This window comes from Halovenus carboxidivorans, assembly GCF_009831575.1.
In the GTDB taxonomy this organism is placed as follows: domain Archaea; phylum Halobacteriota; class Halobacteria; order Halobacteriales; family Haloarculaceae; genus Halovenus; species Halovenus carboxidivorans.
On sequence record NZ_WUUT01000006.1, the window covers coordinates 140,312 to 156,812 of the forward strand.

20 protein-coding genes and 1 tRNA gene are annotated in these 16,501 nt (G+C 66.5%); 6 read left to right on the forward strand and 15 right to left on the reverse strand.

What is annotated here, in order from left to right:
- Nucleotides 1-40 precede the first annotated feature (40 nt).
- Nucleotides 41-616, forward strand: coding sequence for a response regulator (locus GRX03_RS14820; RefSeq protein WP_368278535.1), 576 nt, complete (start codon nt 41-43; stop codon nt 614-616).
- On the opposite strand, the gene GRX03_RS14825 is transcribed toward GRX03_RS14820, so the two are convergent.
- Nucleotides 613-1,164: a multiprotein bridging factor aMBF1 gene (locus GRX03_RS14825; RefSeq protein WP_159765003.1), complete on the reverse strand. Its 552-nt coding sequence runs from the start codon at nt 1,162-1,164 to the stop codon at nt 613-615. The genes GRX03_RS14820 and GRX03_RS14825 overlap by 4 nt on opposite strands.
- Nucleotides 1,165-1,248: 84 nt before the next feature.
- On the opposite strand from GRX03_RS14825, the gene npdG reads away from it, so the two are divergent.
- Nucleotides 1,249-1,914, forward strand: a complete 666-nt coding sequence (npdG, locus tag GRX03_RS14830; protein ID WP_159765004.1) for an NADPH-dependent F420 reductase — start codon at nt 1,249-1,251, stop codon at nt 1,912-1,914.
- Nucleotide 1,915: 1 nt separating this feature from the next.
- Here the strand turns inward: npdG and GRX03_RS14835 are convergent, their stop codons facing one another.
- Nucleotides 1,916-2,683, reverse strand: coding sequence for a DUF2797 domain-containing protein (locus GRX03_RS14835; protein WP_368278536.1), 768 nt, complete (start codon nt 2,681-2,683; stop codon nt 1,916-1,918).
- A gap of 39 nt (nt 2,684-2,722) precedes the next feature.
- Nucleotides 2,723-2,974 carry a hypothetical protein gene (locus GRX03_RS14840; protein ID WP_159765006.1) on the reverse strand — a complete coding sequence of 84 codons (252 nt, stop codon included), beginning with the start codon at nt 2,972-2,974 and terminating at the stop codon, nt 2,723-2,725.
- Between the two features lie 285 nt (nt 2,975-3,259).
- On the opposite strand from GRX03_RS14840, the gene GRX03_RS14845 reads away from it, so the two are divergent.
- On the forward strand, nt 3,260-3,604 hold the full coding sequence (locus GRX03_RS14845; RefSeq protein ID WP_159765007.1) for a cupin domain-containing protein: 345 nt from the start codon (nt 3,260-3,262) through the stop codon (nt 3,602-3,604).
- Here the strand turns inward: GRX03_RS14845 and GRX03_RS14850 are convergent.
- The 6 genes from GRX03_RS14850 to btuC are packed head-to-tail and all read right to left on the reverse strand — an operon-like array spanning nt 3,601 to nt 9,332.
- The gene (locus GRX03_RS14850) at nt 3,601-4,380 is read right to left on the reverse strand and encodes an ABC transporter permease (RefSeq protein ID WP_159765008.1); all 780 of its coding nucleotides are present in this window, start codon (nt 4,378-4,380) and stop codon (nt 3,601-3,603) included. The genes GRX03_RS14845 and GRX03_RS14850 overlap by 4 nt on opposite strands.
- Nucleotides 4,377-5,291: an ABC transporter ATP-binding protein gene (locus GRX03_RS14855; protein ID WP_159765009.1), complete on the reverse strand. Its 915-nt coding sequence runs from the start codon at nt 5,289-5,291 to the stop codon at nt 4,377-4,379. The genes GRX03_RS14850 and GRX03_RS14855 overlap by 4 nt, the downstream gene beginning before the upstream one ends.
- Nucleotides 5,292-5,331: 40 nt before the next feature.
- Nucleotides 5,332-5,565, reverse strand: a complete 234-nt coding sequence (locus GRX03_RS14860; RefSeq protein WP_159765010.1) for an Rdx family protein — start codon at nt 5,563-5,565, stop codon at nt 5,332-5,334.
- Between the two features lie 37 nt (nt 5,566-5,602).
- Entirely contained in the window at nt 5,603-7,000 is a 1,398-nt protein-coding gene (locus tag GRX03_RS14865) for a heme o synthase (protein WP_159765057.1), read from the reverse strand.
- 50 nt (nt 7,001-7,050) lie between these two features.
- Nucleotides 7,051-8,235 carry an ATP-binding cassette domain-containing protein gene (locus GRX03_RS14870; RefSeq protein WP_368278538.1) on the reverse strand — a complete coding sequence of 395 codons (1,185 nt, stop codon included), beginning with the start codon at nt 8,233-8,235 and terminating at the stop codon, nt 7,051-7,053.
- Nucleotides 8,232-9,332, reverse strand: coding sequence for a vitamin B12 ABC transporter permease BtuC (gene btuC, locus GRX03_RS14875; RefSeq protein WP_159765011.1), 1,101 nt, complete (start codon nt 9,330-9,332; stop codon nt 8,232-8,234). The genes GRX03_RS14870 and btuC overlap by 4 nt, the downstream gene beginning before the upstream one ends.
- Nucleotides 9,333-9,391: 59 nt before the next feature.
- Here btuC and GRX03_RS14880 point away from each other — a divergent pair, with 59 nt between their 5' ends.
- The 3 genes from GRX03_RS14880 to GRX03_RS14890 all read left to right on the forward strand — a co-directional run bounded on the left by GRX03_RS14880 (nt 9,392) and on the right by GRX03_RS14890 (nt 13,211).
- Nucleotides 9,392-10,516 carry an ABC transporter substrate-binding protein gene (locus GRX03_RS14880; RefSeq protein ID WP_159765012.1) on the forward strand — a complete coding sequence of 375 codons (1,125 nt, stop codon included), beginning with the start codon at nt 9,392-9,394 and terminating at the stop codon, nt 10,514-10,516.
- A gap of 42 nt (nt 10,517-10,558) precedes the next feature.
- Nucleotides 10,559-10,632 (forward strand) — tRNA-Lys (locus GRX03_RS14885).
- 494 nt (nt 10,633-11,126) lie between these two features.
- Nucleotides 11,127-13,211 carry a S9 family peptidase gene (locus tag GRX03_RS14890; protein WP_159765013.1) on the forward strand — a complete coding sequence of 695 codons (2,085 nt, stop codon included), beginning with the start codon at nt 11,127-11,129 and terminating at the stop codon, nt 13,209-13,211.
- Here GRX03_RS14890 and GRX03_RS14895 read toward each other — a convergent pair whose 3' ends face one another.
- The 6 genes from GRX03_RS14895 to GRX03_RS14915 form a co-directional block, all read right to left on the reverse strand.
- A complete protein-coding gene (locus tag GRX03_RS14895; protein ID WP_159765014.1) occupies nt 13,212-13,856 on the reverse strand; it encodes a DsbA family protein in 645 nt (214 codons plus the stop codon).
- 7 nt (nt 13,857-13,863) lie between these two features.
- Nucleotides 13,864-14,544 carry a DUF7119 family protein gene (locus GRX03_RS14900; protein ID WP_159765015.1) on the reverse strand — a complete coding sequence of 227 codons (681 nt, stop codon included), beginning with the start codon at nt 14,542-14,544 and terminating at the stop codon, nt 13,864-13,866.
- Between the two features lie 64 nt (nt 14,545-14,608).
- On the reverse strand, nt 14,609-14,740 hold the full coding sequence (locus tag GRX03_RS16940) for a hypothetical protein (protein WP_267902791.1): 132 nt from the start codon (nt 14,738-14,740) through the stop codon (nt 14,609-14,611).
- Nucleotides 14,741-15,158: 418 nt separating this feature from the next.
- Nucleotides 15,159-15,710: a GTP-dependent dephospho-CoA kinase family protein gene (locus tag GRX03_RS14905; protein WP_159765016.1), complete on the reverse strand. Its 552-nt coding sequence runs from the start codon at nt 15,708-15,710 to the stop codon at nt 15,159-15,161.
- A gap of 1 nt (nt 15,711) precedes the next feature.
- Nucleotides 15,712-15,909 (reverse strand): transcription elongation factor subunit Spt4, encoded by a 198-nt coding sequence (gene spt4 / locus GRX03_RS14910; protein WP_159765017.1) that lies wholly within the window; start codon nt 15,907-15,909, stop codon nt 15,712-15,714.
- The gene (locus tag GRX03_RS14915; RefSeq protein WP_159765018.1) at nt 15,909-16,487 is read right to left on the reverse strand and encodes a DNA-directed RNA polymerase; all 579 of its coding nucleotides are present in this window, start codon (nt 16,485-16,487) and stop codon (nt 15,909-15,911) included. The genes spt4 and GRX03_RS14915 overlap by 1 nt, the downstream gene beginning before the upstream one ends.
- Between the last annotated feature and the right edge of the window lie 14 nt (nt 16,488-16,501).

The following is a 16,501-nucleotide window of genomic DNA, read 5'->3' on the forward strand; positions in this document are numbered from 1 at the left end:
TTATATGGGTCCGTGCGTAACCGTAGGGTAGACCGACACCGTGACCGAAGAGCTAGCCGACCGACCGACCCAGCGAACCGAGCAGGCCCGGGTGCTGATCGTCGAGGACGAGAACGACCTCGCCGACATGTACGCCGAGTATCTCTTCGAGTACGAGACCGCGGTCGCCTACGGCGGCGAGGAAGCCCTCGATGCCCTCTCCTCGGAGTACGACGTGATCTTGCTCGACCGCCGGATGCCGGTGATCTCCGGCAACGAGGTGCTCGCGGCCATCGAAGAGCGGAAACTGGACTGCCGCGTCGCGATGGTGACGGCCGTCGACCCCGATTTCGACATCATCGACCTCCGGATCGACGACTACATCGTCAAACCGGTCACGCGGGCGGAACTGCGCGAGACGGTCGACCGCCTACTGACACTGGACGCGTACAACGAGCGAATGCGTGACCTCACCTCGAAAAAACTCAAGCGCAACGTCCTCAAGTTGGAGAAGACCCGTGCGGAACTCTCCGAGAGCGAGGAGTTCGACCGCCTCCAGTCCGATATCTCCGAGTTGGAGGCAGAGATCGACTCGCTGGCCGAGGAACTCGATATCGAGGATCCCGACGGCGTTTAGGAGTCTTTTCGTTCGACCACGTCACCGAGGGTGTACTCGCCGGTCGAGGAGTCGCTCTCCCAGTCGGTGTCGTCGGTGCTGCCGCCCGCTGAGAGGTCGACTCCGAGGCTCCGTTCGAGTTTCTCCTGGGTCTCGTCGGTCGGCAGCATCTCGCCCTGTTCGAGCTTTCGAATCAGACTGGCCTTCTCGTTGAGATCCTGTGCGAGATCCTCCTGGCTCATGCCGGCCTTCTCGCGGGCCTGTCTGATCCGTTCGTCGTAATCCTGCGCGAGTTCCTCGATGTCGTCGAACATGTCCTGGCGGCGACCGCCACCGCCGCCGCCGGAACTCGCGGTCGAGGCGCCCGTGTTCGTCGCTCCTGCTCCGGAGGAACTGCTCGAATCGGAGGAACTGCTCGTGGAGTACTTCGTCGAGGAACTCGACGACGACCCGGTGTCGATCTCCGTCCCGAAATCGGTGCACTCGTCGCAGACATCGAGCTCTGCACCCTCGATTTTGACGCGGTTTGGATTCGACGTCTCCGTCCCGCACATCTCACACTGGACCATATTCGACGTTTGGCTACCCCTCCGGATAAAACGCACGCCACCCGAACGCGCAACGCTTATTCGCCGGTCGGCCAACCTACGAGTATGCAGATCGCACTCCTTGGCGGCACCGGCGATATCGGCGAAGGGCTCGCGTTGCGAATCGCTCGCGACACCGACCACGAGGTCCGAATCGGCTCGCGCGAGACCGAGAAGGCCGAATCCGCGGCGGCGGAGTACCGCGAAGAACTCGACGACCGCGGTGTGGAGGCGACGATCACCGGCCACGAGAACCCCGAGGCCGCCGCGCCGGCCGATCTCGTCGTCGCGGCCGTCCCCGCCTACTACCTCTCCGATACCATCGAGGCGGTCAGCGACCATCTCGACAACTCGGTTCTCGTCTCGCCGGCGGTCGGTATGCAGCGCGACGAGGACGGCCTCCACTACAACCCGCCGGGCGTCGGCAGCGTCACCGCCCTGGCGGTCCAGGCCGCGCCCGACGACGTTCCCGTCGTCGGCGCCTTCCACAACCTCGCGGCGGCGAAACTCGCGGATCTGGACGCCGAACTGAACTGGGACGTTCCGGTCGTCGGCGACGACGAGGAGGCGAAGGCGACGGTCATCGATCTGACGGCCGACCTGGAGACGCTTCGCGCGCTCGACGCCGGCCCGCTCGCGAACGCTCCGGAAGTCGAGTCGCTCACCCCGCTTCTCATCAACCTCGCCGCGAACAACGAGGATCTGCACGACCTCGGCGTCAAGTTCTGGTAGCTCACTCGAAGGCCGAAAAACTCGATTGCAGCGCCCGATCGGTCTCGCCCGCGCTCAGTTCGTGGCCGACCAGGTCCCGGAGGTCGACTGCGTAGACCGACCCCTCCCGGTCGAGCACGAGCAGCCGTCCTTTCGTCCCCCGGACCGTCCCCGAGGCGATCGTCTCGCCCATCGGCCGCTCGTCGAACTCCAGCCCGTACTCGAACTCGAAGGTCTCGACGGGATCGTATCCGTCCAGAAGCCGGTCCCACTTCTCGGAATCGACCGACCGGTGTAGCCCCCGCCGTTTCGTCGGGACGCGCACCCGATCACCGATCTCCGTCGCGATCTCGGCCTCGATCTGGCGGGCGATCCGCCCGTTGTCGACCGTGCGGATGTGTGCCGCCCGGTCGGCTCCCTGCTCGCGGAGTCGAGTCTGGAGCCGCCACGACCGCGTCACGCCGACTTTGAACGTCGCCGGCGCGAACGCCGCGAGATAGACGGCGTGGTCCTCCCGACAGCTCTCCAGCGGCAGGTCGCAGTCGCCGGTACACCGCGCGCACGCCCACCGCGTCGTGTGCCGGTCGCAGTACGGCGCCCGATCGCGCTCACACCGCGTGTGACGGCCGCTCTCGTACTCGATTGCTCCGGCACAGTGACGCCGGCCGAGGCGATACGATAGCTCCGTCCCCGGACTGAGCGGCTCGGTCCGGACGTCCCCCGCTTCGGCGATCAACAGCCCCGCCTCGTCGTCGCTGACGGCCGCCGTCTCGTAGCCGACGATCTGCACGAGCAGACGTAGGCGACGCTGGCGCAAAGATCTGACCGTTCACTCCTCGGTGGCGTACCGAGCGCCGAAGCCGACGACCAGCGCCACGAGCAGAGCCGTGCTCAACACGGTGCCGAGAATCAGTCCCACCGCGACCGGGTCGCCCCCGACCGCCCGGATCGGGTTCGCGACGAGACTCCGGGTGAACTCCGGAACCCGCGAGACGTACAACTGACCGAGCAGTGCCACCGTGAGCCCGGCCACCCCCACGACGCCGACGAGATAGAGTACGACCCCCCGATTCCCGTCCATCGGACTGCACTACGGCGCGCCCGGAAAAAGCCCGTCGTCTTACAGCGTCTTCGTCACCTTCGTCCCGCACTCGGGACACTTCCCGTGGTTTACCTGCGTGTTGAAGAGGCGGCCACAGGCCGAACACTCCCGTAGCCGCTCTCTCGTCTCTGTCATGCTATCTCATAACGATTCTCGGGCCATAATAAATCTTCCCATGCGTAACTCCCCCGTGCGGATCTGAACCGGCCGGAATCGATGGGCGAGCGCTGGGATTCATTTCGCTCGGGTTCGAACCTGCGCTCGATGGGATACGACACGGCCCACAAGACGGACGCGGAATCGGTCGTCCCCGAGGAGTTCGGCGGGATGTGGTTTCTGAAAGACGAACTCGACGCCAGTGACCTCGGGGTGAGCGTTCTGGAGTTAGAGCCCGGCGGGAAGGGGAAAGAACACGACGAGACGGACACCGGCCAGGAGGAGGTCTATTTCGTCGTGACCGGAACTGTCGATATTCACCTCGACGACGACACCGTCACGCTCGGTCCGGAGGAAGCGATCAGACTCGACCCGGACCAGAGACGACAGATCGAGAATAACGGCGGCGAGCGAGCCACGCTCGTCCTCGCCGGCGCACCGCTCGACCGCTAATCGGTCTGTGGCAACAGGTGTGCCGCGAGCGCGAAGCCGACGACCGCGAAGCCGCTCAACACGAGCAGACCGAGGGTCGGCGTCCCGAGCGGCGCTCCGACGGCGCTCTCGACGGGTTCGGGGTAGGTAACCGCCCGAACCCCGCGGGTGAAGTACGTCAGCGGCGAGAGTTCGAGCGGCAGCCACCCGGGGAGCAACTCCCGGGGGACGAAGGCCTCCGAGAGAAACACCAGCGGGATGGCGATGCCGTTGCTCGCGGCGATCACGCCGTCCTGGGAGTCGACGAGACTCCCAAGTAGCGCGCCGACCGCACAGAACAGCCCCACCCCGACGGCGACGAAGGGGACGACGAGCGCCAGTTCCGGCGACAGCCGTACGGTCGCGTCGGTCGCCCCGAACAACAGCCCGAGCAGCAAAATCGCCGCGAGGCCGATGACTACGACGTTGACCAGCGTCTGTGCGAGCAGCCACTCCCAGCGGCGCAGCGGCGTCGTCGCGAGCTTCTCGAACTGGCTGCCCGAGCGGTGTCGGGCCACCTCGCTGCCGACCCGTGACAGCGGGGTGAACAGGACGACGACGGCGAGATAGCCGGCGATGTACCAGCCCGCCGGCTCGGTGAACAGCCCGCCGCTGGCCGGCTGGGTCTGGACCAGTACCCCGAAGATCAGGACGATGATCGCGGGGAAAAAGAACGTGAAAAAGACCGCCGTCCGCCGTCGGAGAAAGCTATGCCAGCCGGCCCGCGTCGCCGCGAACAGTCGACCCAGCCGACTCATCGTTGTTCCTCCAGAATCTGGCCGCTCGCCGTCACCGTCTGGCCGGTCAGTTCGAGGTACACGTCTTCGAGGTCGGGCTCTGTCCAGGTCAACGACTCGTACTCGACGCCCGCCTCTTCGAGCGTGGCGGTGATCGAACCGATGGCTTCCGGTGAAACGTCGCGAACCGTCAGCCGGTCGTCGTCCAGGCTGGTCTCGTAGTCCAGTAGTGACGCGACAGAATCGTCGAACTCCCCGTCGATATACAGCAGGCTGTCGCCGCCGTACTCGTCGATCAGCGCCGTCGGCGTGTCCGATTCGACGAGTTCGCCGTCGGCGAGCAGTCCGACCCGGTCCGCGAGCTGTTGGGCCTCCTCCATGTAGTGAGTCGTGATGAAAATCGTCGTCCCCGCGTCGGCGAGGTCGGTCAGCAGCCGCCACAACTGCCGCCGGCCGGCGGGGTCGATTCCCGTGGTTGGCTCGTCGAGGATCAACAGTTCGGGGTCGTTGACGAGCGTCGCGGCCACGCAGGTCCGGCGTTTCTGCCCGCCCGAGAGGTTCTCGTAGTAGGTGTCCGCGCTGTCGTCCATGCCGACGTCGGCCAGCAGTTCCTCGACCGGTCGGCCGTCGTCGTACAGCCCGCGGTAGTACGAGATCAGCTCTCGGGCGGTGAGCCGGTCCGGCGGATCGAACTCCTGAGGGAGCAGCCCGATGCGCTCCTCCTCGACCGCCCGCGGGTCGGCCCCGAACAACGCCACCGTCCCCTCGGCGTCGGTTGTCCCGGTCAGCGCCCGCACGAGCGTCGTCTTCCCGGCTCCGTTGGGGCCGACGAGCCCGAACACTTCGCCCTCCGAGACCGACAGCGAGACGCCGTCCAGCGCGACAGTCTCGCCGTACGTCCGGCGCAGATTCTCGGCGACGACCACGTCCATACCTCCCCTTCGTGTGCCCGCTAAAAGGCGGTTCGATGTGCTACCGCGCGTGCGCCCGGATCTCCCGGACGATCTCGTCCACGTCGAGGTCGTCTTCGGCCTTGTCGTAGATCACCTCGCCGTCGGCCCGCACCTGGAAAATTCCGTGATCGCCCATCACGAGCGACAACTCCTCGAGTTCCGTCTCCAGGCCGTTCAAAATCGCCTGCTGTACGTCGAGCGCGCGTTCGCGGAAGCCACAGGGCACGCAGTACTCGATTTCGACTGTCGTCATGTGTGTCGGTTCTGGCTCCCCGGAGAAAACAGTTATCTCAGACGGCCAGCGTGTCGACGACGATAGCGATCAACAGCAGTCCGAGGTAGGCGTTCGAGGAGTGGAAGGCCCTGAACGCCGCCTGCTCGGTCTGCTCGCGGTGGAGGCGAATCGTCGCCCAGACGAACACCGCGCCGACGGAGACGGTCGTGAGGGCGGCGAGCCAGCCCAGTTCGGCCACCCAGATCAAAAGCGTCGTCGTCGCCAGCGTCGCGCCGGCCCACAGCAGGATGTGTTTCCGGGTCGTCGTCTCCCCGCGGACGACCGGCATCATCGGGAAGCCGCCCCGCGCGTAATCCTCCTTGTACGCCAGCGCGAGGTTGTAGAAGTGCGCCGGCGTCCAGACGAAGATGACGCCCGCGAGCAACACGCCGGCGACGCCGATCCGACCGGTGACGGCCGCCCAGCCGATCAGCGCGGGCAGCGAGCCGGCCGCGCCGCCGATGACGGTGTTCTGGACGGTGTTGGGCTTGAGAATCAGCGTGTAGACGACGCTGTAGAAGATGATCGCCGTCAGCCCGAGCATCGCCGTCAGCGGGTTCAACTGGAGGAAGGCCAGCACGGAGAGGACGGCCAGCGCCAGCCCGAACGCGACTGCGTTTCGTTTCGGGATCTGGTGGGTCGCTAGCGGTCGGTCGTTCGTCCGGGACATCTTCTTGTCTTTCTCCCGTTCGAGGACGTGATTGAAGGTGCCGCTCGCGCCGATAGCGAGCACGCCGCCGCCCAGCGTGAAGACGATCGTCCCGACCTGCAGGCTCGTCCCGGCCGCGAGCGCCATCGCGGCGGCGGCGACGAGACAGAGCAACCACATCAGCCGCGGCTTCATCAATCGGAAGTACGCCCCGGCGCGGGCTTTGAGTCGCGCCGACAGCGGCCGTTCGGAAAGCGGCGTGACCGGCTCACTCGGCCCCTCGGGCTCGACCGGGTCGACGTCTTCGTCCGTGAGCGGCTGGTCCGTGCTGCCGGTCTCGTGCTCCAGTTGCCACGCCAGCGAGAGGACGAGCAGCCCGAAGATGCCGAGACCGACGCCGAGGTGCAGCCCCGGCGCGAGCGGGGCCGCGTCCGTCGCGAGCAGGGCACCGAATCCGATCTGCGCCGGATAGATCAGCAGCGCGGCGAGCGCCGTCGCCCCGACTCGACGGGGGACCGTCGCGCGAGCCGTGATCACGACGGCGGCCAGCAGGACGATGCCGGTCACGAGCGCGAGCGCGTGATGCGTGAGGGCGATAGCGACCGCCGGATCGGTCAGCGACCCGGTGCACAGCGGCCAACCGGAACAGCTCGCCGCCGCGTCCGCGAGCGAAGCGGTTGCACCGACGACTACCAGCAGGTAGACGAGGCCGGTCGCCGTCGCGAGGGCTGTTGACGGGCCGTCGACGAGCCGTCGGAAGCGCATGCCTGTTACTTTGGCCACGTGTACTTATTCTCCCCGCTTTTAGCGGGCGTCTACGGGTCGTCGAGACCCGACGACCGCTCGCCCGCGAGCGCCTCGACCGCGGCGATCAGTTCCGATTCGGTTCTCACGGTCCGCGCTGCTCCCCCGTCGCCGACGGCCGCGTTTGTCCCCTCGAAGGCGACTTCGACGCTCGCGGCCGCCGTCTCCCCGAACTCTCCGCTGGGTCCGGCCCGGAGGACGACGCCCGCCTCCCGACAGCACCGTTCGACCTCGCTCCGTACCTGGTCGTCCAGTTCACCGAACGCCGGGGCGGTGATCGCGCGACACCCCAACTCCTCCGCCAGCACCGCGGCGACATCGCCCTCGGGAACGGGCCCGACGGTCACCTCGTAACCGGCCCGCCAGCAGCGACCGAGCGCTCGCCGCGCGGGCGACCCGCGTCCGAGGACGTGAACGCGGCCGCTGGCCGACTCCGACTCGACGGCTGTCACCCGGCCCGTCCCCGTCACCGGATCGTCGGTGACCGCCGTCCGCGTCCCGAACGCGATTTCCAGGGCGCCGTCGGACAGCACACGCCCCGGCGGTCCGCGCGCCTGGACCGCCCCGTCCCCGAGCAAGACGAGTCGATCGCAGAACCGAGCGGCCAGATCCAGGTCGTGAATCGCGGCGACGGCGGCTCTCCCCTCCTCGACGAGTTCCTCGACCAGCCCGAGTACCCGGATCTGGTGGTTGATATCCAGGTTCGCAGTCGGTTCGTCGAGCACGAGCACGTCGGGTTCCTGTGCCAGCGCGCGGGCGAGCAGGACGCGCTGGCGCTCTCCGCCCGAGAGGTCACTGACGTCGCGGTCCCGCAGACCGAGCATCTCCGTCCGTTCGAGGGCCTCCTCGACGGGGTCGGCCTCGTCGCTCCAATCCAGCCGCGAGCGGTGCGGCGTCCGGCCCATCTCGACGATCTGTTCGGCGCTGAACGAGAACCCGATGGATCCGTCCTGTGGGACCGTTGCGACTCGCTGGCTCACCGCCTTCGAGGAGAGTTCCGCCAGGTCGGTTCCATCCAGCGTCACGCGACCCTCGTCCGGTTCGAGCAGGCCGTTCAGGAGTCGCAACAGGGTCGTCTTCCCGGCTCCGTTGGGGCCGACGAGTCCGACGAACTCCCCGCGGTCGACGGCGATATCGACCCCGTCGAGGACCGATACGCCGCCGAAGGCGTGGCGAAGTCCCGCCCCCTCGATCACAGCGCGTGCACCTCCCTGCGACGGAGCAGAAACAGGAAAAACGGCGCGCCGACCGCGGCGGTGACGATTCCGACGGGCACCTCCGCCGGCCCGGACCGGGCGAGAGTGTCCGCCGCGACCAGAAAGATCGCCCCGGCGAGCGCGCTGGTCGGAAGCAGGATCCGGTGATCCGGCCCGACGATGAGCCGCATGATATGGGGGATGATCAGGCCGACGAAGCCGATCACCCCGGTCACGGCGACGCCGGCGGCGGTGATGATGCTGGCTCCGGCGAGCAGGATCCGTTTCGTCCGTTCGACTTCGATCCCGAGCGCGTCGGCGTCCTCCTCGCCCAGCAGCATGACGTTGAGATCACGAGCGTAGACCAGCAGTACCGCGAACGTGACGACCGTGACCGGAAGCGTCGCCTCGACGTCACTCCAACTGCTGAACCGCAGGTGACCCATCAGCCAGAGAATCGCCTCTTCGAGGCTTTCGCCGGAGTACAGCAGCATGTAGGAGACGACCGCACCGAGGAAGGTCTGGATCGCGAGTCCGGCGAGCAGCAGCGTCGCGACCGGTGTCCGGCCGTCCTCGGTCGCGACGAGATAGACGCCGAAGGCCGCCACCAGCGCCCCGACGAACGCCGCGGTCTGGAGTCCGAACGGCAGCGCGAGCGGGAAGGCTATCGTCGCGACCGCACCCACGGCGGCCCCGGAGGAGACGCCGATGATCGACGGGTCGGCCATCGGATTCCGGAAAAACCCCTGCATGACCGTCCCGGCGGTCGCCAGCGCGAACCCGACGATAGCGCCGAGCAGGATCCGGGGCAGCCGGATCTCCTGAACGATGATCTCGTCGGTCGGCGCCACGGCGAGATCGAACGGCTGCGCGTATGTTACGTCCGGCACGGGAACGCCGACCGTGTGACCGCCGACCCCGGCCTGGGACCACGCGAGGTCGAGTCCCGAAGGGTAGCTGACCGTGTTGACCAGCGCCTTCGCGACTGTCCAGGCGCCGATGTCGACCGGTCCGATCGTCGCGCTGACGACGACCGTCCCGACCAACACCGCCGACAGCCCGGCCGACCAGGCGAGAACGCGAGCCCCGATCCGCATTGTTTTGCAAGTCGATTTTCTTTAGGCAAATACTTGTTGCACTATCTGCTTGGCTACGTATGAACGTTCGTGCAGTCGTTCTCACGTTAGTCGTCGTACTCGCGGCGGGGCCGGCACTCGTCGGTACCGCCGTCGCACAGCAGTCCGGTGATCTCGCCCACCCGAGCCACGGCGAGGGAAGCGTCGATCAGGACTCGGCGTGTGAGTTTCCCGTCGAGGTGACCGACGCGACGGGCCAGCAGGTCACAATCGAGGAAGAACCCCAGGAGGTCGTCGTCACCGCCCCGAACGTCGCCCAGCACATGTGGGAGATCGGCGCACAGGAGAAAGTCATCAGCATGCCGGCGTCGAACACCGGCTATCTGAACGGCAGCGAGGCCGCCGCCGACGAGGATCTGCTGGTCGAAGGGAACAACGGCTTCGACGTGGTGAACACCGAACACGTCGTCGACCTGAATCCGGATCTCGTCCTCGCCCCGAACACTACCTCCGCAGGCGCAATTCAGGAGCTCCGCAACGCGGGACTGACCGTCTATCACTACCCCATCGCGGGGAGTTTTCGCGACATCATGACGCTGGTCAACCGGACCGGTCGGCTCGTCGGCGCCTGTGAGGCGGCGGCCGAGCGCACCGCGACGATGGCCGAACGAATCGACGCCGTCTCCCGAGCGACTGCGGACGTCGAGGAGCCGCGGGTGTTCTACGACCTCGGCCAGGGTGACACGCTGTACTCGGCTAACGCCGCGACCTTCGAGCACGAACTGCTCGACCTCGCCGGGGCCGAAAACATCGCCGCGGATGTCGAAAGCGAGTTCGGGACGGGCTACCCGCAGATCAGCGAGGAGACGGTGCTCGAAGCCAACCCCGAAATCGTCGTCTCGCCGGGGCCGCTGAGCGACTTCGCCCAACAGCGGCTGGTCGACGAACTCGGCGCGGAGGTAATCCAACTCGACGCGAACCTGATCAGCCAGCACGCACCGCGGACCGTCGACGTGCTCGTGAGCCTCGCGGAGCAACTCCACCCCGAGGCGATGGAGACCGTCGAGTTCCAGGCCGACGAGGAGGTCGTCGAGGACCAGCAGAACAGCACTGACAACTCGGACGGCTCCGGGCCCGGCTTCGCGGTCGGCGGGGCCGTCGCGGCGCTGCTCGCGGTGGCGCTGGTCGCCGCCCGCCGGCAGTGATTCCGTAAGTACTTAGCCCGTGACCTCCCAACGAGTATCCGAGGGCCGGTAGCTCAGTTAGGGAGAGCGTCTGGCTTTTAACCAGATGGTCGGGGGTTCAACTCCCTCCCGGCCCGTTTTTCTGCGAACAACCGTGAGCAGTAAAAACGCCACGGAGAGCGTTGAACTAGACCGAGGTTCTGCGAGCAACGCGAGCAGGTTCTCGGGCGTGGTTCAACTCCCGGAAGACGCGAGGCGTCTGCCGACCCTCGCAAACGCGGAAGCCTTTGCTCGGTCCCTCCCGGCCCGCTGAACTTTTCCCGTCGGCCTTCCTCGTTCGCTTCGCTCGCTGCGGAGCCACTCTCTGCTCACGGGCGCGGAGCGCCCGTTCGCACGGTCAGCGAAACCTTCGATCTCGCTCGACTCGAAAACGCTAGCAACAAAAACCGGGCGCTCGCTCTCGCGCCCGGTGAGTCGCCTCGCTATCGCTCGGCGTATCCTAACCCAGTAAATCCGGCGAAACGACCCGTCCGCTCTCGTTTCATCGAATCGTACAAAAGAACGGATACGAACGCTCTCGGGGGCGGAAACGCTCCGTCAGCATTTTTGCGTCTCGGTCGCACAGGCAGGTATGGACCGGATCGAGGCTGCGGACTTTCACGAGTTAGACCAGGTAGCGTCACCGCGACTCTCGCCGGACGGGAGTCAGGTGGCGTACGTCCACCGGCGGCCGGCGGACGACACCGAGTACGAGGCGACGATCCACATCGTCGACACCGACGGCGGGAACCCCCGCCGATTCACGCTCGCGGAGGGGGTCGACGCCGAGCCACGGTGGAGCCCCAGCGGCGACCGCCTCGCCTTCACCTCCACCCGCGGGGCCGACGACGACCGCCAGCAACTGTGGGTGCTCCCGACCGACGGCGGCGAAGCGACACAGGTGACCGATGTCGTCGGCGGCGTCAGTGAGATCGCGTGGTCGCCCGACGGCGGCCGGATCGCGTTCGTCCAGCGGATCACCTCGGAGGACCGTGAGGAGGACCGTGATCTGGCGGTGCCCGAGGAGTACGAACCGGAGACGCCGGACCCCCGCGTCGAGGACCGGACGGTCTACCGCACCGGACAGCAGTACCACGACGGCAAGCGAAGTCAGGTGTATCTCGTCGAACTGGACGGCGAGGACATCGAGCGAGTGACGACCGCCGACCGCGATCACGCCAGCCCGGTCTGGGGCGACGCCGAGACCCTGTATTTCGCCTGCGACGCGGACGTGCCCGACCCCGACGACTCGCTGGCGACGGAGATCCGGCGGTACGACCTCGACAGCGGCGACGCCGAGGTCGTCCACGAGACGGCGACGTTCCAGCCGCAACTGGCCGCAAGCGGCGACCGGATCGCCTTCTCCTACACCGACCCCGACGAGGGAACGATGGCGCAGACCGAGTTGCATCTGCTCGACGAGGAGGGCGGCGTTCACGTCCTGACTGCCGCGCTCGACCGCTCGCTCGGTCTCGAAGCCGCGCCCGTGTGGGGCGACGACACCGTCTACTTCAGCACGCCCGACGAGGGGGCGACGGCGGTGTGGGGGATCGACGCCCCCGAACAGACCGCAGACCCCGATTCGGAACCGCAAGCCGTCGAGACAGAGCCCGAACGAATCGCCCGCGACGAGTGGTCCGCAATCGCCGGCTTTCACGTCCAGAACGGCCGCGCCGCCTACGTCCAGAGTAGCTGGGACCACCCCGGTGACCTGTTCGCGGCCGACCTCGATACCGGCGACCAGCGCCGGCTGACCGAGTGCAACGCGGAGTACCTCTCCGAGCACGCCGTCCAGGAGCCGGAGGAGCTTCGGTATCCGGTGGGCGATGCCGGCGAGAGAGCGAGCGAGGCGACCGCCCAGGGGTGGCTGCTGACGCCGCCGGAGTTCGACCCCGACGAACAGTATCCGATGGTCGTCGAAGTCCACGGTGGCCCGCACGCGATGTGGACCACCAGCGGGACGATGTGGCACGAGTTCCAGACGCTGGCCGCCCGCGGGTACGTCGTCTTCTGGTCGAATCCGCGCGGCTCGACAGGTTACGGCGAGGAGTACATGCAGGCAATCGAGCGCGACTGGGGCGCGGTGACGACTAGCGACGTGCTCGCGGGCATCGAGGAGGCCGCCGAGCGGTCGTTCGTCGACGAGGAGCGACTCTTCCTCACCGGCGGCAGTTTCGGCGGCTACATGACCGCCTGGCTGGTCGGCCAGACCGACCGCTTCACCGCCGCGGTCTCCCAGCGCGGCGTCTACGACCTGACCGGCTTCTACGGCTCGACGGACTGGGCGTACAAACTGGTCGAAGACGAGTTCGACACGACGCCGTGGGAGGATCCCGAGTTCCTGTGGGAGCACTCCCCGACGGGACACGCCCACGAGGTCGACACCCCGACGCTGGTCATGCACAGCGAAGACGACTACCGGACGCCGATCTGTACGGCGGAGCTGTTCTACCGAATCCTCCGAAAGCACGGCGTCGACACTCGTCTCGTCCGGTACCCCGACGAGGGCCACGAACTCTCGCGGAGCGGCCAGCCGGGACACATCGTCGACCGGATCGAGCGGATCGCCCGCTGGTTCGACGGCTACGCCGACCGGGACGTACCGCCGGCGCTCGAACGCGACCCGGACGCGGGGCTGAGCGCAGCCGACGCCGCCGACTCGACCACCGAAGAGTAGCTACTGGCGTTCCCGCTCGATCGCCTCCGCGACCGGCTGGACGGCGATCTCCTCGCCCCACTCGACGGTCGTTCCGTTGACGACGACAGTCGGCGTACTATTTACCCCGTTGTCCTCGGCCTCGGAGGTGTAGTGTGACACCGTCTCGTCGTATGCCTGCTCGGTCGCGTCCGTCCGGACGGTCTCTCCGTCGACATCCAACTCCGCGGCCAACTCCTGGTAGGTGTCCGGACCCAGCTCGCTCTGGTTCTCGAACAGGGCGTCGAGATACTGCCAGAACGCCTCCTCTCCCGCGTGGTCCTGCACCGAGCGGGCGGCGTTTGCACCCTCCCAGGACACCTGTTTGTCGACCGGCAGTACCATGTCGTAGAACTCGTAGCGGACCGTACCCGGGTCGAGATACTCCCGTTCGATTTCGGGGACGACCGTCGTCTGATACGTCGCACAGTGCGGACAGGCGATGTCCTCGTAGGCTCTGACCGTTATGTCCGCCTCGGGGTCGCCCTTCGTCGGGACCGCGAGCGGCTGACCGGGGGCCTGCTCGCCCGGGTCTCGCCCGTTCGAGAGACAGCCAGCCAGCGCGCCGACGGCACCCGCCGTCAGTGCCGTTACGAATCCGCGTCGCGACAGTTTCTGCGGTGTCATCACTCGATCACTCCCGTCGCTCCCGGAACTGTGCGAGCAGCGCGTCGGTGACGATCTCGCCGGGCGGAACGTCCTCGATGGAGCTCCGGCGGCGTAGTTCGCCGTACACGTCCCGATCCAGCGTTACCGTGAGTTCACCGAGCGTGATCCCGCGGGAGGCGAGGGCGTCGGCGATGTCGGTGCCGTCGTTCACTTCGCTCGCGATCGATCGCACCTCTCGGACGGTCAGATCGTGATCGAGGACCGCCCACGCGAGATGCAGTCGTGCGGCCCCGGAGACGCGGGCGATGTGTTTCGCCGCTGTCGGGGCGATCCGGCCCCGGGCGACCTGCCGGCGGATCGACTGCGGCAGATCGTGGACCCGCGACCACTTCCGGATGAACGATACCGTCACGTCGTCGCCAGCCCGTTCGGCGGCGGCCTTGTACGACCCCTCGCCGCGCACGAGCGCAGCACAGGCTGCCGCTCCGCGGAGCATGAAGACGTTATCGTCGGCCCCCGCCGTGTTAGAGGCGAAGGCCGCGACCGTCTCCGCGGCGAGTGCCAGGCTCTCCGGGTCGTTGGGATCGAACTGGACCGCTTCCTCGGAGTCCTGTCCAGTGATCGATGGGTCGCCGCGGATGACCGGTTTTCCGACAGGTGACTGTCGGTCTGTTTTGAAAAACTCCCGCGAACCGTCGTCAGTCATTGGGTAGACAAACGGGACGAGGGATCAAAAACGTCCCGCGTCCGGCGGCCGAACGCGACTCCGCTCACGCGTCGTCGCGTTCCTCGGACATGTGCTCCCAGATTTCGGCGCAACCGCATCCGTCGTCGACGTCCTGCAGATGCTCTCTGATCTCCTCTTCTTCCTCGTCGTTGTGTTGTTTTGAACTCGCTGTCATGATTGTGCTGTTTGTGTGACCGCACCTGGCCGCTACGACCAGGGAGTCTGCACTTCCTACCCCACTATAGACGCCGGACCCTCTTAACTACGTCTCCGCCCGTAAACCCTACCATTACTCCCTAATACCAGCAACCGCTTCCGCTATCTCCGACACTATCGCTTCTCGCTCCCCGACCTCGGATCTCAATTTCGGCAACTTCAGGACGTGTTCGTCGGTATTTCGGGCCGTTCTTCAGCATCCGTGCCGTTCCCGGTACGACCCCACGGCTTCGGTAGGCTCTCCCCGTTCCCGGCCCGTCGGAGGTCACGTTCCGCTCAGCGGCCGCCCGCGACGCCGGTCGTCATACTGTCCGTCGATAATGAGGCAACAATTTCTGATACCGCGGTGTGAGAGGCGATCGCGTAGATGCGCGTCTTCACTCGATACCGAGCAGCGTCAGGAGGCGCTCGGTGTCGCCGTCCATTTGCGAGAGAATACGCCGACACCGTTCTCTGGTCTCGGCGTCGACCGTCGCCAGCACCATCCCTTCGCCGGGCTGGCCGTAGACGACACTCGCCCCGTCGGGCGCGAGCAGCACCGCCGGCAGCGTGGCGAGGTCCTCCTCGCCGTCGACATCGAGCAGTGTGGTTCCGGTGCCTTCGATTGCCTCCCGGAGCGCGGTGAGTAACTCGGCGCTGAGCGTCCCGGCCGGATTCGTGATCTCTCTGACCGTCTCGAAGCCGTCGAAGCCGCTGATCGTCTCGGCAATCTCGCTGCTCACCGCGGAGCGTTCCGTTCGCTCGTCGACCATCGCCACTGCCGGTGGCTCACCGGCGTCGATCAGGTGATGTGTCACGACGTCACCGATGGCAATCACCGGCGCACCGGCGTCGGCGAGCAACGAGTGGGTATCAGTGTAGACGGGTCCGAGCGGCGTTTTCAGTTCCGAGCGCAGCTCCGGCTGCAGTTCGAGAACGATGTCGGCCATCTCACCGGACCTTCAGCGCGTACTGCCCGGGCTCGGTCACTTCCATCTCCTCTGCGATGTCGGACTCCTCGGGGTGGGAGATGACCACGTACCCCGCCCAGTCCTCCGTGAGCGACGTCGAGCCGCAGGCGACGCAGGCTTCGATCTCTTCGCTGTCCTGAATCCGATGACAGTCGCGGCAGACGAGTCGATCCGCCATCAGTTCTCACCGGCTTCCGCCTGTGTTTTGCGCTTCTCGCGTTCCTCCTGCAGCCAGCCGTGTTTGCCGAGGCCGATCTGTTTGGCTGTCAGCCCGATCTTCGAGTCACGGGGGTTGCGTTCGTCGATGCTCTTGGTGACGATTCGGGCGCGGACGGCGTCGCCGGTTCCGATCGTCCGGTTGGTATCGCGCGAGGCGAGTTGCTGGTTCTCGCCGTCGTAAGCCAGATACTCGTCGGAGATCTGCGAGACGTGCAGCAGCCCGTCGACCGGCCCGATACCCACGAAGGCACCGAACTCGACGACCTCGACAATCTCGCCGTCGACGACCTCCTGCATCTGCGGATCGAAGGTGACGGCGTCGAACTCGGCCTCGTAGTAGACGCCCGGTTCGTTCGGCACGACGGCTCCTTCGCCGATGTCGTGGACATCGATCACGGAGACGACGGAGCCGACGTCCTCGTCGACTCGGCCTTCGAGTTTGTCCTGGAGTAGTTTCTTGACGAGATCCGGCGTGACCTCCGCCAGATGCTCCGGCGGTACCTCGACTGTATCGCGTAGTGTGACCCGTTTGTACATATCTGATACCCGTT